Origin of the sequence: Mesorhizobium tamadayense (genome assembly GCF_003863365.1) — a bacterium.
GTDB classification, from domain to species: Bacteria; Pseudomonadota; Alphaproteobacteria; order Rhizobiales; family Rhizobiaceae; genus Mesorhizobium; species Mesorhizobium tamadayense.
In genome coordinates this window covers 1-22,789 of sequence record NZ_RQXT01000054.1, presented here as the reverse complement: position 1 = coordinate 22,789, position 22,789 = coordinate 1, and the positions used below count along the sequence as shown (strand labels likewise).

The 22,789-nt window shown below is 65.4% G+C and carries 18 protein-coding genes; 10 read left to right on the top strand and 8 right to left on the bottom strand.

The genetic code is table 11. The annotated features are described in order from the left end of the window. Nucleotides 1-9: 9 nt before the first annotated feature. From nirB to EH240_RS30250, 3 genes are read left to right on the top strand one after another with little or no spacing between them, the layout of a single operon-like run. The gene (nirB, locus tag EH240_RS30260) at nucleotides 10-2,460 is read left to right on the top strand and encodes a nitrite reductase large subunit NirB (protein ID WP_125005455.1); all 2,451 of its coding nucleotides are present in this window, start codon (nucleotides 10-12) and stop codon (nucleotides 2,458-2,460) included. A gap of 55 nt (nucleotides 2,461-2,515) precedes the next feature. Further along, complete coding sequence (gene nirD, locus EH240_RS30255) at nucleotides 2,516-2,845, top strand: nitrite reductase small subunit NirD (protein ID WP_125005453.1); 330 nt, start codon at nucleotides 2,516-2,518, stop codon at nucleotides 2,843-2,845. Nucleotides 2,846-2,848: 3 nt separating this feature from the next. Further along, nucleotides 2,849-5,518 (top strand): nitrate reductase, encoded by a 2,670-nt coding sequence (locus tag EH240_RS30250; protein WP_125005451.1) that lies wholly within the window; start codon nucleotides 2,849-2,851, stop codon nucleotides 5,516-5,518. A gap of 86 nt (nucleotides 5,519-5,604) precedes the next feature. Here EH240_RS30250 and EH240_RS30245 read toward each other — a convergent pair whose 3' ends face one another. Together EH240_RS30245 and EH240_RS30240 are read right to left on the bottom strand one after the other, a co-directional pair. Further along, nucleotides 5,605-6,588 carry a GlxA family transcriptional regulator gene (locus EH240_RS30245; RefSeq protein WP_125005449.1) on the bottom strand — a complete coding sequence of 328 codons (984 nt, stop codon included), beginning with the start codon at nucleotides 6,586-6,588 and terminating at the stop codon, nucleotides 5,605-5,607. A gap of 194 nt (nucleotides 6,589-6,782) precedes the next feature. Continuing rightward, nucleotides 6,783-8,159, bottom strand: coding sequence for an aspartate aminotransferase family protein (locus tag EH240_RS30240; RefSeq protein ID WP_125005447.1), 1,377 nt, complete (start codon nucleotides 8,157-8,159; stop codon nucleotides 6,783-6,785). Nucleotides 8,160-8,382: 223 nt separating this feature from the next. Between EH240_RS30240 and EH240_RS30235 the strand changes: the two genes are divergently transcribed. Beyond that, nucleotides 8,383-9,525 (top strand): NAD(P)/FAD-dependent oxidoreductase, encoded by a 1,143-nt coding sequence (locus EH240_RS30235; RefSeq protein ID WP_125005445.1) that lies wholly within the window; start codon nucleotides 8,383-8,385, stop codon nucleotides 9,523-9,525. A 118-nt stretch (nucleotides 9,526-9,643) separates the two neighbouring features. Here the strand turns inward: EH240_RS30235 and EH240_RS30230 are convergent, their stop codons facing one another. The 6 genes from EH240_RS30230 to ehuB form a co-directional block, all read right to left on the bottom strand. Further along, nucleotides 9,644-10,744: a tartrate dehydrogenase gene (locus EH240_RS30230; RefSeq protein ID WP_125005443.1), complete on the bottom strand. Its 1,101-nt coding sequence runs from the start codon at nucleotides 10,742-10,744 to the stop codon at nucleotides 9,644-9,646. A gap of 332 nt (nucleotides 10,745-11,076) precedes the next feature. After that, entirely contained in the window at nucleotides 11,077-11,841 is a 765-nt protein-coding gene (locus EH240_RS30225) for a GntR family transcriptional regulator (RefSeq protein WP_245436520.1), read from the bottom strand. Next, nucleotides 11,838-12,617 (bottom strand): ectoine/hydroxyectoine ABC transporter ATP-binding protein EhuA, encoded by a 780-nt coding sequence (gene ehuA, locus EH240_RS30220; RefSeq protein WP_125005441.1) that lies wholly within the window; start codon nucleotides 12,615-12,617, stop codon nucleotides 11,838-11,840. Before ehuA ends, EH240_RS30225 begins: the two co-directional genes overlap by 4 nt. Further along, complete coding sequence (gene ehuD, locus EH240_RS30215) at nucleotides 12,614-13,273, bottom strand: ectoine/hydroxyectoine ABC transporter permease subunit EhuD (RefSeq protein ID WP_125005500.1); 660 nt, start codon at nucleotides 13,271-13,273, stop codon at nucleotides 12,614-12,616. Before ehuD ends, ehuA begins: the two co-directional genes overlap by 4 nt. Next, nucleotides 13,270-13,998 (bottom strand): ectoine/hydroxyectoine ABC transporter permease subunit EhuC, encoded by a 729-nt coding sequence (gene ehuC, locus EH240_RS30210; protein ID WP_125005439.1) that lies wholly within the window; start codon nucleotides 13,996-13,998, stop codon nucleotides 13,270-13,272. Before ehuC ends, ehuD begins: the two co-directional genes overlap by 4 nt. A gap of 85 nt (nucleotides 13,999-14,083) precedes the next feature. Beyond that, nucleotides 14,084-14,941 (bottom strand): ectoine/hydroxyectoine ABC transporter substrate-binding protein EhuB, encoded by an 858-nt coding sequence (gene ehuB / locus EH240_RS30205; RefSeq protein WP_245436518.1) that lies wholly within the window; start codon nucleotides 14,939-14,941, stop codon nucleotides 14,084-14,086. 249 nt (nucleotides 14,942-15,190) lie between these two features. On the opposite strand from ehuB, the gene EH240_RS30200 reads away from it, so the two are divergent. From EH240_RS30200 to EH240_RS30175, 6 genes are read left to right on the top strand one after another with little or no spacing between them, the layout of a single operon-like run. After that, nucleotides 15,191-16,357, top strand: a complete 1,167-nt coding sequence (locus EH240_RS30200; protein WP_245436516.1) for a M24 family metallopeptidase — start codon at nucleotides 15,191-15,193, stop codon at nucleotides 16,355-16,357. Nucleotides 16,358-16,368: 11 nt separating this feature from the next. Continuing rightward, entirely contained in the window at nucleotides 16,369-17,556 is a 1,188-nt protein-coding gene (locus EH240_RS30195) for a M24 family metallopeptidase (RefSeq protein ID WP_125005434.1), read from the top strand. Between the two features lie 16 nt (nucleotides 17,557-17,572). Next, the gene (locus EH240_RS30190) at nucleotides 17,573-18,829 is read left to right on the top strand and encodes a sarcosine oxidase subunit beta family protein (protein ID WP_125005432.1); all 1,257 of its coding nucleotides are present in this window, start codon (nucleotides 17,573-17,575) and stop codon (nucleotides 18,827-18,829) included. A 13-nt stretch (nucleotides 18,830-18,842) separates the two neighbouring features. After that, complete coding sequence (locus EH240_RS30185) at nucleotides 18,843-19,124, top strand: sarcosine oxidase subunit delta (protein ID WP_125005430.1); 282 nt, start codon at nucleotides 18,843-18,845, stop codon at nucleotides 19,122-19,124. Further along, nucleotides 19,121-22,063 (top strand): sarcosine oxidase subunit alpha family protein, encoded by a 2,943-nt coding sequence (locus EH240_RS30180; RefSeq protein ID WP_125005428.1) that lies wholly within the window; start codon nucleotides 19,121-19,123, stop codon nucleotides 22,061-22,063. The genes EH240_RS30185 and EH240_RS30180 overlap by 4 nt, the downstream gene beginning before the upstream one ends. Further along, complete coding sequence (locus EH240_RS30175) at nucleotides 22,056-22,571, top strand: aminomethyltransferase family protein (protein ID WP_125005426.1); 516 nt, start codon at nucleotides 22,056-22,058, stop codon at nucleotides 22,569-22,571. The genes EH240_RS30180 and EH240_RS30175 overlap by 8 nt, the downstream gene beginning before the upstream one ends. Nucleotides 22,572-22,789 lie beyond the last annotated feature (218 nt).

Sequence of the window (22,789 nt, the reverse complement as noted above, 5' to 3'; positions counted from 1 at the left end):
GAGACCGACATGACCGAGAAACTCGTCATCATCGGCAACGGCATGGCGCCCGGCAGGATGCTCGAGCACCTGCTGGAAGCCGCGCCCGATCGCTACAGCGTCACCATCTTCAACGCCGAGCCGCGCGTGAACTATGATCGCATCATGCTCTCGCCGGTGCTTTCGGGCGAGAAGGCGTTCGAGGAAATCGTCATCCATGGCGACGGCTGGTACATCAAGCACGGCATCACCCTCTACAAGGGCCACAGGATCGTCGCCGTCGACCGGGAAGCCAAGACCGTCACCTCGGACCACGGCGTGACCGAAAGCTACGACAGGCTCGTCATCGCCACCGGCTCGGTCCCCTTCATCATTCCGGTGCCCGGCAAGGATCTGCCCGGCGTGCTCACCTATCGCGACCTCGACGACGTCGAGGCCATGCTGCTTGCCGCGCAGTCGCGCGCCAAGGCGGTCGTCATCGGCGGCGGCCTGCTCGGCCTCGAAGCCGCGGCCGGGCTCAAGGAGCGCGGCATGGACGTCACCGTGCTGCACGTCATGCCGACGCTTATGGAGCGCCAGCTCGACCCGGCTGCCGGCTATCTGTTGCAGAAAGCCGTCGAGGCGCGCGGCATCAAGGTCATGACCAAGGCCAACACCAAGGCCATTTTCGGCAACGGCAAGGTCGAGGGCATCGAGCTCATGGACGGCACGATCATCCCCGCGACGCTCGTGGTGATGGCGGTCGGCATTCGCCCCAGCATCGTCTTGGCGAAGGAAGCCGGGCTGGAGGTCAATCGCGGCATCGTCGTCAACGACCGCATGGAAACCTCGGATCCGGCGATCATGGCGCTCGGCGAGTGCGCGGAGGTTGGCGGCCATGTCTACGGACTTGTCGCGCCCCTCTACGAGATGGCGCGGGTGGCGGCAGCCAGGCTGACGGACGGCGAGGACAAGCGCTTCGCCCACTCCGACACGCCGACCAAGCTCAAGGTCACCGGCATCGACCTCTACTCGCTGGGCGACTTCGCCGACGGCGACGATCGCGAGGAGATCATCCTGCGCGATGCATCAGCAGGCATCTACAAGCGCGTCGTGCTGCAGGACAATCGCATCATCGGCACTGTGCTGTTCGGCGAGACAGCCGACGGCGCCTGGTTCAACGACCTCAAGAAGAAGGCGACCGACATCTCGGAGATGCGCGACACGCTGATCTTCGGTCAGGCGTTCCAGGGGGGCGCTTCCTCGGACCCTTTGGCGGCCGTTGCGGCACTGGCGGATGATGCGGAAATCTGCGGCTGCAACGGCGTCTGCAAGAGTAAGATCACCGGCGCGATCACGAGCAAGGGGCTGACCGGGCTCGACGACGTGCGCGCCCACACCAAGGCCTCCGCCTCGTGTGGCTCGTGCACGGGCCTCGTCGAGCAGCTCCTGAAGCTCACGCTGGGCGAGGCCTACAATCCGGCCGCGGTGCAGCCCATGTGCTCCTGCACGAGCCTCGGCCACGACGACGTGCGCCGTCTGATCAAGGCGAAGGGATTGAAGTCGATTCCTGCTGTCATGCAGGAGCTCGAATGGAAGACCTCCTGCGGCTGCGCCAAGTGCCGGCCGGCGCTCAACTACTATCTCGTCTGCGACTGGCCCGACCAATATGCCGACGACTATCAGTCGCGCTTCATCAACGAGCGCGTGCACGCCAACATCCAGAAGGACGGCACCTATTCGGTCGTGCCGCGCATGTGGGGCGGGGTCACCAATTCCAACGAGTTGCGCGCCATCGCCGACGTGGTCGACAAGTTCCGCATCCCGGCCGTGAAGGTGACCGGCGGCCAGCGCATCGACATGCTGGGCATCCGCAAGGAGGACCTGCCTGCGGTGTGGGCCGATCTCGGCAAGGCCGGCTTCGTCTCCGGCCATGCCTATGCCAAGGGCTTACGCACGGTGAAGACCTGCGTCGGCTCCGACTGGTGCCGTTTCGGCACGCAGGATTCGACGGGCCTCGGCATCCGCATCGAGAAATTCATGTGGGGCTCCTGGACGCCGGCCAAGGTGAAGATGGCGGTGTCGGGATGCCCGCGCAACTGCGCGGAAGCGACCTGCAAGGATGTCGGTGTGGTGTGCGTCGACAGCGGCTTCGAGATCCACTTCGCGGGCGCCGCCGGCCTCGACATCAAGGGCACCGAAGTGCTCGGCCTGGTGAAGACCGAGGACGAGGCGCTGGAGGTGGTCGTGGCGCTCGTCCAGATGTATCGCGAGCAGGCCCGCTATCTGGAGCGCATCTACAAATGGGCCAAGCGCATCGGCACCGCTGAGATCAAACGCCAGATCCTGGACGATGTCGAAAAGCGCAAGGCCTATTTTGATCGCTTCGTCTTCAGCCAGAAATTCGCGCAGGTCGATCCCTGGTCCGAACGCGTCTCCGGCAAGGATAAGCATGAGTTCCGGCCGATGGCGTCGGTGGGGTTCGCGGAGGCGGCGGAATGATGGAGATGGTTGCGCGATCCACCTGGGCGCGTTCAGATCAAGCAAAGGCAGCAAAATGAACTGGATCGCCATCGGCTCCCTTTCCGACATCCCCCGCCGCGGCGCACGCTGCGTGGCCACCCCGCAAGGCAAGATCGCGGTCTTCCGCACGGCGGACGATCAGGTCTTCGCCATCGATGACCATTGCCCGCACAAGGGCGGGCCGCTCAGCCAGGGCATCGTCCATGGCGCGGCGGTGACCTGCCCGCTGCACAACTGGGTGATCTCGCTGGAGACGGGCAAGGCGCTGGGCGCCGACGAAGGCTCGGTGAGGACGATCCCGGTCAAGGTCGAGGGCGAGCAGCTCTTCATCGCGCTTGAAGCGCTGGCCTCGAAAGCGGCCTGAGGCATGGAAGAAGCACGCGAGGTGAGGACCACCTGCCCCTATTGCGGGGTGGGATGCGGCGTGCTGGCCGCGATCGCCGCGGACGGCAAGACAACCGTCCGCGGCGATCCCGAGCACCCGGCCAATTTCGGCCGGCTCTGCTCGAAGGGCTCGGCCCTCGGCGAGACGCTCGGCCTGGACGGCCGTCTGCTCCACCCGAAAATCGGCGGCAGGCAGGCAAGCTGGGACGAAGCGCTCGACCTGGTGGCCGCGAAGTTCTCGCAGGCGATTGCCGAGCATGGGCCGGACTCGGTCGCCTTCTACGTTTCCGGCCAGTTGCTCACCGAGGACTATTACGTCGCCAACAAGCTGATGAAGGGCTTCATCGGCTCGGCCAACATCGACACCAATTCGCGGCTCTGCATGGCCTCGTCCGTCGCTGGTCACCGCCGTGCCTTCGGCGAGGACATCGTTCCCGGCGTCTATGAGGATTTCGACTGCGCCGACCTCATCGTGCTCACCGGTTCCAACACCGCATGGTGCCACCCGGTGCTCTATCAGCGAATGCTCGCAGCTCGCAGGGAGCGCGGCACCAGGATCGTCGTCATCGATCCTCGCCGCACCGCCACCGCCGACGAGTGCGACCTGCACCTGGCGCTCGATCCCGGCACGGACGTGCTTCTGTTCAACGGGCTGCTGGCGCATCTCGTCCAGGGTGGAAAGATCGATGCCGATTTCATCCGCGAGAGCACCACGGGCTTCGACGCCGCAGCCGCGCTGGCCACCGCCGATGCGCCTTCGATCGCGCGCGTCGCGAAAGGTTGCGGACTGACGGTCGCCGATGTCCAGGCCTTCTACGATCTCTTCGCCGGCACAGAGCGGACGGTCACCGTCTACAGCCAGGGCGTCAACCAGTCGGCGCATGGAACCGACAAGGTCAACGCGATCATCAACTGCCATCTCGCCACCGGCCGCATCGGCAAGCCCGGCATGGGACCGTTCTCGGTCACCGGCCAGCCGAACGCCATGGGCGGCCGCGAGGTGGGAGGCTTGGCCAACCAGCTTGCCGCGCATATGGATTTCGCGGATCAGTCCGCCATCGACCGTGTCGCCCGCTTCTGGAACGCGCCCGACACCGCCCGGCGCGCCGGCCTGAAGGCCGTGGACATGTTCCAGGCGGTTGCCGACGGCCGCATCAAGGCGCTGTGGATCATGGGCACCAATCCCGCGGTCTCCATGCCGGACGCTTCGCGCGTTCGCGCCGCCATGTCCAAATGCGATTTCGTCGTGGTCTCGGATGTGGCCCGCACGGATACCACGCGCTACGCCGACGTGCTGCTGCCGGCCGCGGCCTGGGGCGAGAAGGACGGCACGGTCACCAATTCGGAGCGGCGCATCTCGCGTCAGACGCCATTCCTGCCGCTGCCGGGCGAGGCGAAGGCCGACTGGCGCATCATTTGCGAGGTGGCCGCGCGCATGGGCTTCGGCGATGCCTTCGCCCACCGTACGCCAGCCGAGATCTTCCGCGAGCATGCCGCGCTCTCCGCCTTCGAAAACGACGGCGGCCGCCTGTTCGACCTCGGCGGCGTTGCCGATCTCAGCGATGCGGACTACGCCGGCTTCGCGCCACGCCACTGGCCCGCGCCGAACCGCGACGAGCAGCAGATAAGGCTGTTTGCCGACGGCCGCTTCCCGACACCCGACGGCCGCGCGCGTTTCGTGCCCGTGCGGCAAGAGGCGACGGCCTTCACGGTCGATGCGGACTATCCGCTTGCCCTGAACACGGGCCGGCTCCGCGACCAGTGGCACACCATGACGCGCACCGGAAACGTGCCGCGCCTGATGGCGAACGCGCCGGAGCCCGCGGTCGACCTCAATCCGGCGGATGCGGCCGCCCATCATCTCAAGGATGGCGACCTCGCCCATCTTTCGACACGCTTCGGTTTCGTCCGCGCCAGGGTGCGGGTGTCGGAGGCGCAGCGGCGCGGCCAGGCTTTCATGCCCATGCATTGGAGCGGCCAGTTCGCCGCCAGGGCAGCGGCCGGCCTGTTGTCCTCGCCGGTGACCGATCCGCATTCCGGCCAGCCGGAACTCAAGCACGTCCCGGCAAGGATCGTGCGGGAGAACACCGGCTGGGCCGGCGTGCTCATCACGCGGCGCGATCTCAGGCCGACAGGCTTCGTCCATTGGAGCAGGCTGGCGGTCGAGGGGGGCTGGGTCTACGAACTGACCGGAACCGAGCCGCCGGACCAGGGCATTCTCCTGGCGCGCAAGCTGCTCGGTGTCCAACGGCAGGATCAGCTCCTGGAATACGTCGATCGCCGCGGGCTCGCCTATCGCGCCGCGGCGATCGACGAAAGCGGCGCCATGGCCGAGGCCTTGCTGGTCGCCGCTCCGGACCAACTGCCGATGCGGGATTGGCTGGTGTCGCTCTTGGCGACGCGTGAGCCGCTGTCGGCAGCCGACCGCCGCGCGCTTTTGTCGGGGCGCTCGCCTGTGCCCATGCCCGCCATCGGGCGGGTCGTGTGCTCGTGCTTCCATGTCGGCGCCAACCAGATCGCTTCCGCGGTCGCGGCCGGATGCGACAGCCTGGAAGCGATCGGCTCGACATTGCGCGCCGGCACCAACTGCGGCTCCTGCCGTTCCGAGATAAGGGCGATCATCGACGCGCGCCACGTTCAGGCGGCCGAGTGAAATCCGCCGGTGAAATATCTCGACGGCTGGTTCTGCGAGCTTGGGCACCCGGGCGACAACCCTGAATAACCTTCCTTGCGGGCAGGTCAGTTGGAAATTGCCGACCTGACCTTGCTGGGCGGCAGGCCGAACGTCTCGCGAAACGCCCTGGAGAAATGCGAGGCGTTCTCGAAGCCGACCTCAATGGCGATCTCGACCATCGGAACGCTGGTCTCGAGCAGCAGCTGCTTCGCCCGCTCGAGACGCACTCTCTTGTACACGAGTGCCGGCGAGCTCTGCGTCTTCTCCATGAACAAGCGCTCCAGTTGCCTCCGCGACAATCCGACCGATGCCGCGAGCTCCGGAATCGAGATCGTGTTCTCGATGTGGCTCTCCATCATGATGAGCGCCGCCTGGAGTCGCGGATCGTCGGATTCGATGGCAAGCGGCCTGCGCGGCTGGATGTGCAAAGCCGAGCGTGCCTTGTCGATCTGCAGCACTTCGAGCGCGTTTCGCTCCGCCCGTTCGCTGATGTGGCGCCTCACGATCGACGCTGCCATGTCAGCGGCGCTGCTGCCGCCGGCGCATGATCCCCTGCTCCGGTCGAGATTGAAAATGCGGTCGGCCCTGACTTGGTGGTCCGGGAAACGCTGGCGGAACGCCTGATAATGCAGCCAGCTCACGCAGGTCCGGTGGTGCTTCATCAGGCCGGCCTCCGCCAGGATGAAAGTACCCGTGCAAACCCCGATCAACGGAACCTTGGCTGCCGCGGCTCGCTTAAGGTAGCGGACGGTTTCGTCGTCGACCGGGAACTCGCTGTTCAACAGTCCGCCGACGACGACGATGTAGTCGAACAGGCCGGAATCGACGAAATCCGACGTCGGCGCGACCTGCACGCCGCAGCTGGCGGTGATCAGGTGTCTGGTGCTCGCCAGAACCTGCCAGTCCGCAAAGATCCTGCCGGACCTGTCCGCTTCGTCGCTGGCCAGGCGCAGTGTGTCGACGAACAGCGCAAACGCCGAAAGCGTGAAGGAGCGGGCGAGAATGAAGCCGATCTTCAGCCGGCTGGTCTCCGGAACCGCTGGTTTCATGCTTGCCTCACGCTCTATTGGCGTACGGTGCTCGCGCTCTGAAGCGCTGCTTCCGAACTGGCGTTGATCTCGTCAAAGCCTCTTCGCGCTTGGCAACATGCCAGCCGCCGCTGTCCCACGATAGCCCATGGGCGACTTGATGAGGCGAGATAGGCTTTCACCTGACAAGGGCGCGTCGGCGGTGATGGATCAATTCAGCGCTGCGGCCGGACCTGCGGCAGGGCCGCGTCGAGCGACCGCTCGAACGCATCCATCAGGGCATCGACCTGCGCCTGGGTGATGATCAGCGGCGGACAAAAGGCGATCGCGTCGCCCATGTTGCGCGAGATCACGCCGTTCTGCTGCAGCAAGCCGTTGACCAGCGCGCCAAGCGCGGCTGGCTTGCCCCATGGCGCCCTGCTCGCCTTGTCGGCGACCAGCTCGACGGCGGCGATCAGGCCGACGCCGCGCACCTCGCCCACCAGAGGATGGGAATCCAGCTTGCGCAGCCGCGCCTGCAAATGCACGCCGACCTTGCGCGCATTGCCGACGAGGTCGCGCTCCTCGATCAGCTTGATGTTTTCCAGCGCGACGGCCGCGGCGACCGGATGGCCGCCGCCGGTGAAGCCGTGGCCGAAGGTGCCGATGCGGTCGCTCTCGTCGGCGATCGGCTCGAACACCTTGTCGTTGATGAGCAGCGCCGAGATCGGCAGGTAGGACGACGAGATCTGCTTGGACAACACCATGATGTCGGGCCTGATACCGAAGGTCTGCGAGCCGAACATCTCGCCAGTCCGGCCGAAGCCGCAGATCACCTCGTCGGCCACCAGCAGGATGTCGTGTTTCGACAGCACCGCCTGGATCTTTTCCCAGTAGCCGGCGGGCGGAACGATGACGCCGCCGGCGCCCATGATCGGCTCGCCGATGAAGGCGGCGATGGTCTCCGGCCCCTCGGCGAGGATCAGCTTCTCGAGATCGTCGGCTAGTCGGCTTGAGAACTGTTCCTCGCTTTCGTCGGGCTCGGCGTCGCGCCAATGATGCGGCGTCGACGTGTGCAGGATATTGGCGATCGGCAGGTCGAAGGAGAGATGATTGTTCGGCAGCCCGGTCAGGCTGGCCGCGGCGATGGTGACGCCGTGATAGCCGCGCTTGCGGCTGATGATCTTCTTGCGCGCCGGCTGGCCGAGCGCGTTCGACCGGTACCAGATCATCTTGATCGCCGTGTCGTTGGCCTCGGAGCCCGAGTTGGTGAAATAGGCCTTGCTCATCGGCACCGGCGCCATCTGCACCAGCTTCTCCGCCAGGTCGATCAGCGGCGAATGCGCCTTCGAGCCGAAGTCGTGATAGAAGGGCAGCTTCGACATCTGTCTTGTGGCGGCCTCGACCAGCCGCTTTTCCGAAAAGCCGACGGCGACGCTCCACAGGCCGGCCATCGCCTCGATGTAGCGGTTGCCGGCGATGTCCTCGACATAGACGCCGTCGCCCTTCTCGATCACCAGCGGACCGGTCTCCTGATGCTTGCGGGCATTGGTGTAGGCATGCAGATGGTAGCGGATATCGCGGGCTTCAGGGGAATTCGGTCTGGCGTCCATGATGGCTCCTGTCTGCGGCGGGTAAGAAAGATAGGACCGCCTCCCTTGTTGAGAAGTCCAAAAACCCGCCTCGCATCTGTGCCGATTGATGCATCATGGCAGGGATGCGGCCGCAAGAGCCGCCGTGTCACAATCGATAGCGCCATGAGATTTTTGGGCGCACAGAGACAGTACAGTCCTGCAAGAACTAAGCGCAGCGCATGCGCAACCGGGTGGAGCTGGCATGGAACAGGTCGACTGCGTGATTGCCGGCGCCGGCGTCATCGGACTTGCGGTTGCGCGACACCTGGCCGCGAAAGGCCTCGATACGCTGATCGTCGAAGCGGCGGACGCGATCGGTACCGAAACGAGCTCACGCAATTCGGAAGTCATCCATGCCGGCATCTATTATCCGCAAGGATCGCTGAAAGCCCGGTTCTGCGTTGCCGGGCGCGAGATGCTCTATCGCTACTCAACGGAGCGCTCGCTACCGCACCGGCGCTGCGGCAAGCTGATCGTCGCGACCGACGAGGCCCAGGAGCCAGCGCTTGCCACCATTCGCGCCAATGCCGTTGCCTGCGGTGTCGGCGACCTGCGCGTACTTTCCGCCGCCGAGGCGCAGGCGCTGGAGCCGGCGCTGCATTGCACGAAAGCGCTGCTCTCGCCTTCCACCGGCATCATCGACAGCCACGCGCTCATGCTCACGCTGCTTGGAGACGCCGAGGAGAACGGCGCGATGCTGTCGCTCAACACCCGCATCGTTTCCGGCCGGATCGAGGCCGGCCGCATCGTGCTCCAGACGATGGACACGACGAGCGACGAAGGTTTCGAGATCGCCACATCGCGGCTCGTCAACGCGGCCGGCCTCGGCGCGGTCGCGCTGGCCGGCTCGCTCGATGGCTTCGACCGGAGGTTCCTGCCGACGCTTCGCTACGCCAAAGGCAATTACTTCTCGGTGGCAGGCCGCGCGCCCTTCTCGCGGCTTATTTACCCCGTGCCGGAGCCCGGCGGACTCGGCGTCCATCTGACGCTCGACCTCGGCGGAATTGCCCGTTTCGGACCGGATGTCGAATGGACGGACACACTCGACTACCGCGTCGATCCCGCGCGCGGCGAACGCTTCTATGCGCAGATCCGCAAATACTGGCCGGAGTTGCCGGACGGCAGCCTGCAGCCGGCCTATAGCGGCATCCGGCCAAAGCTCTCCGGCCCGGGCGAAGCCAACAGCGATTTCGTCATCCAGCATGCCGCGACCCATGGCATCGCCGGTCTGGTCAACTTTTTCGGCATCGAAAGTCCCGGGCTGACCTCCAGCCTGGCGATCGCCGAACATGTGGCGCGCATCCTCGCGCCGGAGCGTAGCATCACCACCGGCACCAGACGCTAGACAACAATGCCGAGGGGAACTTTGCCGCGCGAACGCCCCTGCAGTCGCGCAAAACCCAGTCGCCGCCATCGCCTCGATCGCATCCAGGTCCGAATGCCTGCAGCGCCTCTTGCCGCTTCTATCCGGCCAACCGGGATGGACCCGTGCTGTTTACACCTTCGAGCGCGGCAATCACGGCAGCGGTGACCTCGGCGGTATGCGCCGCGCCGCCGAGGTCGGGACTGAGATGTTCTCCTCGGCCGGTGACGGTTTCAATCGCCGACATAAGGCGACGCGCTGCGGCCTGCTCGCCGAGATGGTCAAGCATCAGGCTTGCGGTCCAGAACGATCCAAGCGGATTGGCGACGCCCTTGCCGGTGATGTCGAAGGCCGAACCGTGGATGGGTTCGAACATGGACGGACGGCGGCTCGACGGATCGACGTTCGCGGTCGAGCCGATGCCCAGCGAGCCACCAAGCGCTGCAGCCAGATCGGACAGGATGTCGGCATGGAGATTGGTTGCCAGCACCGTATCGATGCTGCCGGGCTTGTTGACCATGCGCTGGGTCATGGCGTCGACCAGCATCCAGTCGACGGTCAGGCCGGGATAGTCTCGAGTCACTTCGCGCACGACTTCGTCCCAAAGTACCATGCCGTGGCGCTGCGCGTTCGACTTGGTAACTACGGTCAGCAGCTTGCGCGGGCGCGACAGCGCGAGGTCGCAGGCAAAGCGGGCGATCCGCTCGACGCCGGTGCGCGTGAAGACAGCGACATCCATGCCCACCTCGATCGGCAGGCCGCGATGAGCGCGCCCGCCGACGCCCGCATATTCGCCTTCGCTGTTCTCGCGCACGATCACCCAGTCTATCTGCCGGCCAAGCTCTGGCCGCAGCGGGCTGGTCAGGCCGGGCAGAAGGCGCGTCGGCCGCACATTGGCGTACTGGTCGAACCGCTGGCAGATGGCCAGGCGCAAGCCCCAAAGCGTGATGTCGTCGGGGAGTTCCGGGTCGCCGACCGAGCCGAAATAGATCGCGTCGAAGCTCTCCAGCTGAGCCAGGCCATCCTGCGGCATCATGCGGCCGTTGCGGCGGTAGTAGTCCGAGCCCCAATCGAAGCGCCTGAACTCGAGGGCAAGACCCGGCTCGACGGCAGCCAGGGCTTCCAGCACCTGGACGCCGGCCTCCACGACCTCCGGGCCTATGCCGTCACCGCCGATGACGGCGATCCTATGCGAGGACATTTTCTGCTTCCCTCTCGATGGCAGCGACGATGGCGCTGGTCTTCCTTCGGTGTTCGTGGCTCCGCGTGTCGGGCCGCGCGAGCGCGGCTGCAGTCGCTCTTGCCATGATCGACGAAGCGGCGAGCGCCCCGGCGATACCGTGGTTGGCCACTCCAGCTTCATGCAGGTGGATTCGCTCATTGCACAAGCATTGACGACGCCGTTGCCGGCGGTCGTATTCGCCTGATCTTCGATGAAGGCGGTCTTGCCGGCATGCGGGCCAATGCCGGGCGGCGACGACGCCGAGCCTGTTCCACGCCTTCGGCAAGACGAAAGATGGATCGAGAAACCCGCTATTCGACCAGGCCTTCCGCCGACCTGACCGGATCCTCGCCATGCAAGGCTTCGCCCTTGTCATTTCGATGCAGCATCATGCGCCGGAAGCTCATCGAGATATGCGCCCGCCTGATGTGTCCGATCGAAGCCCAGTCGCCGATCTCGGCCGCCGCGAGCACCTCCGCGATCTCCCGGCGGAACGCGGTGAACTCCTCGGCCAGCCCAAGCCGCGGCATCATTTTCAGCACGACCCGTGCGACCTGAAGGTAGAGTCGCTCGCTGATGTCGCGCAACGGCTGGTTTCCGGTCATCGCGCTCAGTTCGTAGAAGAAATCCATGTTCAGGCGCAGGAAGGCGCGCTGATCCGGATTGAGGATGTGGGCGTCGCAGCGCTCCATCAGTGCGCGTATGCGGTCGAGATCGGCGGCCGTGCGCGGGATCGGCGACAGCTTGCCGATCAACTCCGCCAATTCCATGCGCAGATGATAGACTTGCTGCAGTTCCTCGATGTCGACGTCGGTGACGATCGTGCCGACGCCGTGGACGGATTGAACCAGGCCTTCGGATTCGAGGCGCGCCAGCACGCGCCGCACCGGCGTGCGGCTGATCTCGAATTCCTGGGCAAGTTCCTCCTCGGAGAGATGGCTTCCTGGCGGGTAGTCGAGCAGGCAAATGCGGTCGAGCAGGATCCTGTAGATGCGTTCCGACCTCTCTCGTGCCGAAAGCGGGCGGGTTTGACCGGTCATGGCCTGGCCTGTCACCACATCGTCGTCGCGGATCATCCAGCCTCCAGGACCGCGTGCAGGAACTGCCGCGTCCGCTCGTTCTTTGGCGCGCCGAACAATTCGTTCGGCGGCCCCTGCTCGCAGATCTTGCCCGCGTGGAAGAAGCAGACGCGATCGGAGAACTCCTTGGCAAACCCCATCTGATGGGTGACCATCAGCATGGTCAGGTCATGTTCCCTACCGAGTTTTCGGATGACTTCAAGCACTTCGCCGACGAGTTCGGGGTCGAGCGCGGACGTCACCTCGTCGAACAGCATGATCTTGGGCCGCATCGCGCATGCCCGCGCGATGGCGACGCGTTGCTGCTGCCCGCCGGAAAGCTGTGACGGATAATGGTCTTTCTTCTGCGACAGCCCGACCATGTCGAGAAGCTCGGCTGCCCGCGCCTCGGCATCGGTCCGCTTCATTCCGAGCACCGTGATCGGCGCCTCGATGCAGTTCTGCATCGCCGTCATGTGCGGAAACAGGTTGAACGACTGGAACACCATGCCGATCTTGGCGCGAATCTTGCGGATATGGGCGAGGTCGGCCGGAACGAGCGTGCCGTTCTTCTTCATGTGGGTCAGCGGCTCGCCTTCGACCCAGATGACGCCGTCATTGATCGTCTCCAGCGTCATCAGCATGCGCAGCACCGTCGTCTTGCCCGAGCCGGACGGACCGATGATGGAGACCTTCTCGCCGCGGGCGATGTCGAGGTTGAGCCCGTCGAGCACGGTCAGCGCGCCGTAGCGTTTGGAAACATTCTCGAAGCGGACCATCGGTTGTTCCGTCATCGCATGGTTCTCCGGTTGAGCAGGCGTTCGAGGGAGCGGATGAGCGCGGCCGAAACCAGGCTCATGGCAAGGAAGAACAGGCCGACCAGCGTCATCGGCTCGGTGTAGCGGAAGGTTTCGGAACCGATGATCTTGGCCGCCTGCATCAGTTCCATCACGGCGATTGCCGAAAGCAGCGGCGTCTCCTTGAATAAGGCGACCAGGTAGTTGCCGAGCGCCGGAACGATCGGCGGGATCGCCTGTGGGATGATGATATCGCGAAACGTTGTCCAGGCCGACAGGTTGAGCGCGATCGAGGCTTCCCACTGGCCGCGATGGATGTTGTCGAACCCGGCGCGGTAGACCTCCGAGCAATAGGCGGCGTAGTGGATGCCGATGGCAAGCACGCCTGCGGTGAAGGCGTCGAGCACGACGCCGAATTTCGGAAAGACGAAATAGAGGAAGAAGATCTGGATCAGCAGCGGGGTCGAACGGATCAGTTCGACCAGCACCGAAATCGTCCAGGCGGTCCGCGGCACGGCGATGCGCACGACCGCCAGCACAAGTCCCAGCGTGGCGGCAAGAACGAAGCCGATCAGCGTCGCCTCGATGGAGAGGATGGCGGCGTTGGCAAGCACCGGCAGGATCTCCCAGGTAAAGGCCCAATCCCACATCAGCCTGCCCTCCCCCGCGCCAGCCCGAGCGAAGCCCGTCTTTCGAGCAGCCGCATGCCGATGGTGAGGACCAGCGACATTGCCAGGTACATCAAAAGGACGAGGGTGAAGATCGGGATGGTCTTGAACGTGTTCTGGTTCATCTGCTGCGCCTTGAAGGCAAGGTCCGAAAGCGTGATCAGCGAAACCAGCGCCGTCGATTTCAAAAGCTCGATGAAGAGGTTGCCCCAGGGCGGGATCATGGCGACGAAAGCCTGCGGCAGGATGATCCGGCGCAGCATCTGGGCGCGGCTCATGTTCAACGCCGTGCACGCCTCCCACTGCCCGCGGGCGACCGACAGGATCGCGCCGCGCACGACCTCCGACCCGTAGGCGCCGACATTCAGCCCCAATGCCACGACGGCAACCAGAAAGGCGTCGAGCGACACGCCGAATTGCGGCAGCACGAAAAACAGCCAGAACAATTGCACCAGCGCCGAGGTGCCGCGGAAGATCTCGACATAGACCGTGGCCAGCCATCGGACCGGCGCCGGACCATAGAGCCGGGCAAGGGCTGCGAACACGCCCATGACGATCGCGAGCAGGCTGCCGAGGATGGCGATCTCGATCGTCAGCACCGCGCCTTGCAACAGCCCGGGCAGAAACAGCCGATAGGCTTCCTGCGTGGCCATGGCGGCAATCACCGCGACGGCGGCGACCAGCATGCCTATTAGCGTGCGGATTCCCATGCGCTTCCCCTAAGAATGCGCTTCCCTAAGAAAAGGTGGCCTAAGAAAAAAGGGCGGCGCTTTCGCGCCGCCAGCAGTTGGGAACTTATTCGCCCTTGCAGAGCTGCGCAGTGGTCTTGTTGGGCAGATAATCCTTGCCGAAGCCGAGCGGCTCGACCAGGGCGATATGCTCGGGCGAACCGATGAACTTCTTCAGTTCAGCGTTGAATGCCTCCAGCAGATCGGTATCTTCCTTGCGGAAGCCAAAGCCGCCATGGCCCTTCACCGACTTGCCGTTAACCTCTCCGAACGGCTTGGTCGATTCGACGCCGTCCGCCTTCTTGGCCATGTCGGCGATCGAAAGCGCCGTCAACGCGGCAGCGTCGGCGCGGCCCGACTGGACGGCCGCGACCAGGCTGGACTGGTCAGGCAGGGCCACGATCTGCCCGGCGCCCACGCCCGCATCCTTGGCGAAGCCGCCTTCGACGGCGCCTGCCATCACGGCAAGCTTGAGATCCGGATTGTCCTTGATGCTCGAAAAATCCTTCACGCCTTTCGGGTTGCCTTTTGCCACCAGCATGGCCTCGCCGATGCCGTAGGAAGGCTCGGAGTAATTGATCTCGGCGCAGCGCTTCGGAGTGATGAACATGCCGGCGGCGATGATGTCGAAGCGGCCGGCCTTGAGGCCCGGGATGAGCGAGCCGAATTCGGTCAGCACGCCGTCGACCTGCTTGATGCCCAACTTGGCCAGCACCGCCTTGGCGACTTCCGGCGCCTCGCCGGTCAGCTTGCCGTCGGGCGTGGCGTATCCGAAGGGCGCCTCGTTGGCGAAGCCGACGCGGATATAGCCGTCCTTCTTGGCGCGCTCCAGCGTCGACTCGGCATGCGCGATTCCAGCGCCGGACAACATGACTAGCCCGGCACCGAGCCCAACCACAGTGCGGCGCGAAATTCTGATCGTCATCATCTTGCTCCCATTGTTGCGAAACCGCCGCCTGATCCGACCCCTTTTTTCGGCATTGAGCAGCTTGAACGTATGGTTGCAGATTTTTCTCTGCATTTCAATAGATGTGCACATCAATGCTCGGTCAAAAACGAAAGATCCTTGACATGATCGAAATTCAAGACCGATATTCGCGATAGTTGTACACAACATGCCTCAAGCGAAGGCGAAAAACTGAAGCTGCGGAGCATCGGCTCCGGAGGGGGAGATGTGCTGGACAAAAGCAGCGGCGAATCTATCGCGCCCTATTTCGAGAGTGAGGAGTTCGATCGGCGCCGCGATGCCGTCCGGCATGCCATGGCCGGGCGCGGTATCGACACCCTTCTGGTCTCCGCGCCGGAGAACATCTTCTATCTGACCGGGCTCGATCACTGGGGCTACTTCGCGCCGCATGTTCTGGTCGTCCCGGCCGACGGCGAGATGATCCTTCTGACGCGCGCAATGGAAAAGGTGACCATTGCCAACCAGGTCAGGAATGCGCGCTTCGAAGGACACCATGACGGCGAGACGGTGGCCGATCTGCTGGGGCGCGTGCTTTCGGGCAGGCTTGGCTCTGTCGGCATCGAGTCATGGTCGTCCGGTCTGCCGCACGGGCTCGCCGAGGCGCTGAAGCAGCGCCTGACCGCCTCGCGCTGGGTCGACGCCTCGGGCGTCATCGACGACATCCGTATGGTCAAGAGCCCGGCCGAGCAGGCCCTGATGCGGGCCACGGCGAAGGTGTCCGACGCCGGCGCGCGGGCGGCGATCGAAGCGATCGCGGAAGGTGCCAGCGAGCGCCATGTCGCGGCGGAAGCCGAGCGTGCCATGATCGAGGCGGGCGGCACGTTTCCCGGCTTCGGTCCGTTCATCCGTTCCACCCGCAGGCTCGGCGAAGAGCATACGACCTGGACGAGCGACCGGTTCGGCGCGGGCGAAGCGGTCTTCCTCGAGTTGACCGGCTGCGTCGCCCGCTACCATGCGCCTCTCGGCCGCCTGATCCATGTCGGCCACGCCGCGAAGGAGACCTATGAGATGGCCGCGCTCACGGCCGACGCCTTTGCCGCTGTCGTCGGCGCGATGCGCGACGGCGTCCTGTTCCGCGACGTCTACGCGGCCTGGCAGGGCGTGGTCGACCGTGCCGGCCTCTCGCATTACCGCCGGCATCATTGCGGCTATGTGGTCGGCATCGGCGTGCCGCCGAGCTGGACGGGCGGCAACAAGGTGACCGGGCTGCGCCGCGACAGCGACATCGTGCTCAAGACCGGCATGAGCTTCCACGTGCTCTCTTGGCTGATGGGCACCGGACGCGGCGATTTCTTCATGTCCAACGCGGTCCTGCTGGGTCCCTCGGGCGCCGAGGTGCTCACCAGGACGCCGTCGGGCGTGACCGTTCGCTGAGGAAATCGGCGATGCGGTTCGGCAGCAACAACACCCCGTTCGAGCGCGAGGAATTCGCCGCCAGGCTGGCCAAGACCAAAGAGCGCATGGCGCAAGCCGGGCTCGACGCGCTCTATGTGTCCGAGCCCGCCAACCTCAACTACCTCACCGGCTATGACGGCTGGTCCTTCTATGTCCACCAAGGCGTGCTTGTCGGACTGGACACGGCGGTTCCGATCTGGATCGGGCGCGGCCAGGACGTCAACGGGGCGCGGCTGACGACGATCCTGCCGGAGGAAAACATCGTCGGCTATTCCGACGACCATGTGCAGTCGCAGGCGAAGCACCCGCTGCAGGCCGTGGCGCGAGTTATGCGCGAGCGCGGCCTCGAGCGCGCAAGGATCGGCGTGGAGGCAGATTCCTTCTATTTCACCGCGAAGTCGCTCGAGATCCTGAAGGCGGAACTGCCCAACGCGCGCTTCGTCGATGCCGGCACGCTAGTCAACTGGGTCCGCGCGGTGAAGTCGGCGGCCGAGATCGGGCTGATGCGGCAGGCGGCCCGCATCGCCGAAAAGACGATGGCGCGGGCGATCGAGGTGATCGGGCCCGGCGTTCGCCAATGCGATGCCGCCGCCGAAATTCTCGCGACCGCCACGCACGGAACCGAAGCCTTTGGCGGCGACTACGCGGCGATCGCGCCGCTGATGCCGACCGGCGTCGGCACCTCCTGCCCGCACCTGACTTGGCGCGATGATCCGTTCGCCTCGCCGGCAGGCACGACGGTCGAGATCGCCGGCGTGCGGCACCACTACCATGTGCCGCTGACGCGCACGATCTATCTCGGCACGCCGCCGGAGAAGATGTGCAAGGCCGCGGACGTGGTTGTCGAGGGGCTCGAAGCAGCGCTTGCCGTGGCCAGGCCCGGCGCCGGTTCTCGCGACGTGCACGCGGCATGGACGAAGGCCATCGAGCGGCACGGCTTCTTCAAGGATTCGCGCTGCGGCTATTCCATCGGCCTAGGCTATCCGCCCGACTGGGGCGAGCGGACCATCTCGCTGCGCTCGATCGACGAGACGGTTCTGGAGCCGAACATGACGATCCACTTCATGCCGGGTCTCTGGCTGGAAGACTGGGGCATCGCCATTTCGGAATCGATCCGCATCACTGAGACCGGCGTCGAAGCCTTCTGCGATTTCCCGCGCCGCCTCTTCGTCAAATAGAACCAAGAAGCCTCCGATGCGCCACTATTCGGCCCTCTCCATTTTGCGTAACGGGCTCGCCGGCCACAGGCACTGGCAGCGCGCGTGGCGCGCGCCGGAGCCGAAACGCTCCTATGACGTCATCATCGTCGGCGGCGGCGGCCATGGGCTGGCGACGGCATTCTATCTCGCCGAGAACCACGGCATCCGCAACGTCGCGGTGCTCGAGAAAGGCTATGTCGGCGGCGGCAATGTCGGCCGCAACACGACCATCGTGCGCTCCAATTACCTGCTCGACGGCAACACCCAGTTCTACGAATTCTCGATGAAACTGTGGGAAGGCCTGACGCATGCGCTGAACTTCAACGTCATGTTCTCGCAGCGGGGCCAGATCGTCACCGCGCACTCGGCCGACCAGCTCGACTCTTTCAGCCACCGCGCCAACGTCATGCGGCTGAACGGCATCGACGCCGATATCCTGAGCCGCGACGACGTGCGGCACCTGGTGCCCTATCTGGACTATTCCGAAACCGCGCGCTTCCCGATCCATGGCGCGATCCTGCAGGGCCGCGCCGGCACAGCCCGCCACGATGCGGTCGCCTGGGGTTACGCCCGTGCCGCGGACGGCCACGGCGTCGATATCATCCAGAATTGCGAGGTGACGGGCTTCCTGCACGAGGGCGAAAGAATCGTCGGCGTCGAGACGGCCAAGGGCCTGATCGCCGCCGGCAAGGTCGGCCTGGCCGTCGCGGGACATACCTCGGTGCTTGGCCACAAAGCGGGCCTGGAACTACCGATCGAGAGCCACGTGTTGCAGGCCTTCGTGACCGAGCCGCTCAAACCGATGGTCGACCAGGTCGTCGCCTACGGGGCCGATCATTTCTACGTCAGCCAGTCCGACAAGGGCGGGCTGGTCTTCGGCGGCAATCTCGACGGCTACAATTCCTATGCCCAGCGCGGCAATCTCGGCGTCGTGCGCGAGGTCGCCGAAGCGGCGATCGCGCTGATGCCTTGCATCTCTCGGGTCAGGCTGCTGCGCCATTGGGGCGGCGTGATGGATATGACGCCCGACGCGAGCCCGATCATCTGCCCAACCCCGGTCGACGGGCTCTATCTCAACGGCGGCTGGTGCTACGGCGGCTTCAAGGCAACGCCGGCGTCCGGCTGGTGCTTCGCGCATACGATCGCTACCGGCAGGCCGCATCCGCTCAACGCCGCCTTCAGCCTCGACCGCTTCCGCACGGGCCGCACGCTCGACGAGGCCGGCGTCGGCCCGTTCGCGTGGCTACAATAGGGAGCGCCGAGACATGCTGCGCATCGACTGTCCGTGCTGCGGTCCGCGCGACCATGACGAGTTCCGTTATGGCGGCGACGCCTCAATTATCCGCCCCGCCCACGACGATCCGGATTTCGAAGCCTGGTACCGCTACGTCTTCGTCCGAAGGAACCCGGCTGGATCGCACAGGGAACATTGGCAGCACGTCCTCGGCTGCCGGCAGTGGCTGATCGTGGAGCGCGACACACGTACCCATTCAATCGCCTCGGTCGCTCTCGCCAGGAAACCGGCTCCCAGGAAATCGGCGCAATGAATTCCAACTCCAAACGGCTGGCCAAGGGCGGCCGCATCGATCGGGGCCGGCCGCTCGAATTCAGCTTCGACGGCAGCAAGCTGGCCGGTTTCCAGGGCGACACGCTCGCTTCCGCGCTGCTTGCCAACGGCGTGTCGCTCGTCGGCCGCAGCTTCAAATACCACAGGCCGCGCGGCATCTTCTCGGCCGGAGCCGAGGAGCCCAATGCGCTGGTGACACTTGGGACCGGCGGGCGGCGCGAGCCGAACCTGCCTGCGACGATGCTGGAACTCGGCGACGGCATGATCGCCGAGAGCCAGAACCGCTGGCCTTCGCTCGCCTTCGACCTGCAGAGCGTCAACGGCCTGTTCGCGCCGTTCCTTTCCGCGGGCTTCTACTACAAGACCTTCATGGGGCCGACCCGCCGCGCCTGGATGTTCTACGAGCATTTCATCCGCAGGGCGGCGGGGCTCGGCAAGGCCGGCATGGAACCGGACCCCGACCGTTACGAGCTTCGCCACGCCTTCGCGGACGTCGCCATTGTCGGCGGCGGACCGGCGGGTCTGTCCGCCGCGCGCGCCGCGGCGAACGCCGGCGCCAGGGTGGCGCTGATCGAGCAGGATTTTCGCTTCGGCGGACAGCTTCTGTCCGAACGTCCCGGTTCGGAGGCCAACGCCTGGCTCGAGGCATTGGGGATCGAACTGAGGGGTTTGGGGAACGTCGACCTCATGGCGCGGACAACCGCCGTCGGCATTTACGATGGCCAGGTGCTGGGCCTTGTCGAGCGGCGAGACCATGCGCAAGCCTCCGGCCGGGTCCGCCAGGCGTTCACGATCCTGCGCGCCGGCGCGATCGTCTTTGCCCCTGGCGCCATCGAGCGGCCTTTGGTGTTCTCGAACAACGATCGGCCCGGCGTGATGCTCGCGTCGGCGGTCAGGACCTATGTCAACCGCTTCGCCGTCCTGCCCGGAAGAAGGGCCGTGGTCACCACGACGAATGACGGTGCCTGGCGCACGGCCTTCGATCTCGCTGCGGCGGGGGCGCAGGTCACGGTCGCGGATCTGCGGGCGACGCTTGCGCCTGCCCTGCAGGCGGAAGCCTTGCGCTTAGGGATTGCCGTTCGCCCCGGCACGCACATTGCCGATCTGCGTGGCGGCCGGGCGCTCAACGCGGCCAGGCTTGCCGGATCGGGCGCGGAGACCGAGGTCGACTGCGACCTGGTCTGTGTTTCCGGCGGCTGGTCGCCGACTGTCCATCTCACCTCCCATCTTGGCGTCAAGCCGGTGTATCGCGAGGATATCGACGGCTTCGCTCCCGGTCCCTTGGCAGGCGGTCAGTTCGGCGCCGGTTCCGTGGTCGGCGGCTACACCACGGCGGAAGCGATCGAGACCGGCCATCGCGCCGGCATCGAGGCGGCCGCATATTGTGGAAAGACGAAGCCGGTCCCGGCCGCTCTCCAATTCCAATCCACGGATCTGCCCGCGGCCGCGTTCCGTGGTGTCCCGCCGGCGCGTGGCAAGGCCTTCGTCGACTTCCAGATGGACGTCACCACCGGCGACATCGCGCTCGCCCATCGCGAGGGCTACCAATCGGTCGAGCATCTGAAGCGCTACACCACGCTCGGCATGGGGACGGACCAGGGCAAGACCAGCAATTTTCCGGCGCTCTCGGCCATGGCGGCGCTGCGCGGCGCAACCATTCCCGAGACGGGTACGACCACTTTCCGGCCGCCTTATACGCCGGTGGCGATCGGCGCGCTCGCCGGGCGCGCAGTCGGCCATCATCTCAAGCCGACCCGCCGCACGCCGATGCATGACTGGCACATCGCCAACGGCGCCGACATGCTGGAAGTCGGCCTCTGGATGCGGCCGTATTTCTACCGCGGCGCCGGCCGGGACGTGAACGAGGCCTATGTCGCGGAGATGCGTTTCGTGCGCGAGGCCGCCGGGCTGATGGACATCTCGACCCTGGGCAAGATCGACGTTCAGGGCCCCGATGCCGCGACGCTGTTCGACCGGGTCTACGCGAACGGCTTCGTCAAGCTGCCGGTCGGCCGCGCCCGCTACGGCGTCATGCTGCGTGACGACGGCGTCGTCCTCGACGACGGCACCACAACGAGGCTTGGCGAGCACCGTTTCTTCATGACCACGTCGACCGCCAAGGCGGCCAACGTGCTGTCGCGGCTGGAATTCCTGCTCGACACGGCCTGGCCGGACTTGCGTGTCGCCGTGACCTCCGTGACGGACGAATGGGCGGCGATGTCGGTCGCCGGGCCGAGGAGCCGGGAGGTTCTCGCCGCCGCTTTCCCGACCTTGGACGTATCCAACGAGGCTCTACCGCATATGGGCCTCATTGGAGGAGAGTTCGACGGCCGCGCGCTGCGTGTCATCCGGCTGAGCTATTCCGGCGAGCGGGCCTACGAGGTCTATGTCGGCGCGAGCGCCGGCGAAGCCGCCTGGCGCAGGCTGATCGAGGCCGGGCAGCCGTTCGGGCTCAGGCCTTACGGGGTCGAGGCGCTCGGCGCGCTGCGTGTCGAGAAGGGCCATGTTGCCGGCCCGGAAATCGACGGCCGCACGACGCTCGACGATCTCGGGCTTGGCCGCATGGTTGGAAAGCGCTCCGGTTTCGTCGGCGACGTGCTTCGCCGCCGCCCTGCTCTCGCCGAGCAGGACCGGCAGCGCCTGGTCGGGCTGACATGCGTGGAGGCGGACGCGCGCCTGAGCGGCGGCGCCGTTCTTTTCAAGCAAGGCGAAACCTTGAAGGGGCATGGCTGCGGCCGCATCACCTCGGTCACCTACAGCCCGACGCTGGGAGCCTATGTCGGCCTTGCGCTGCTTGCCGGCGATGTCGCGATGGGGGACGAAGTGGTGGCGGTCCACATGATGAAGAACGAGGCTGTCCGCGCCCGCGTCGTCTCGCCGGTCTTTCTCGATCCGCAGGGAGAGCGGCTCCATGGCTGAATGCGGCTTTGCGGTATCCGTCGAGACTTGCACGATCGTCCAGGTCGAGGGTTGGCCCGAGACGCAAGCGGCTTGCGAGGCCGAGCTGTCGCGCCAATTGGGTGCCGCCCTGCCATCGGCCTTCGGCGAGGCCGTGCCCGTCGGCGGATGGCTTGCGGTTCGTGTCGCGCCGCGCCGGTTCTGGCTGATCACGGAGGACGGACCGAAGCCGAGCTGGTCGATCGATCCCGCCCTTGGCTGTTCGCTGTCGCTCGGCGAAGGCAGGATGCGGCTCAAGCTGAGCGGGCCGCACACCTTCGACGTTCTGAAGGCCTGTGTGGCGATCGACTGGGATTCACCGCAGGCGAGGCCGGGGAGCGCGTTGCAGACCGGTTTCCATCACGTGCCGGTGCTCGTCTTGCGTACCGGGACCGAAGCCTGCGATATTTTTGCGCCGCGCAGCTTTGCGCAAAGCCTGGTCGATTGGCTGGCGGATATTGCCGTGTCACGCGATATTCAGATCAAATGATCGGCCGTCCCACCTGAGCGTTGTCTCGCTTCGAAGCCTGGCCGAGTGCCGCCGCAAAAGCGGAGGAGACGTCCCCGTCCATGCCGGCACGGCTGTCGAGCGAGACGACCCGGAACGTCCTCGCAGACACCTATGGTCTCATCTTCGGATTCCCAGTGGCTCACCGCAAGTCAACAAAGCAGCCGCCCCCCGCAAGGCTTTATGCCGCCAAGGCTCCC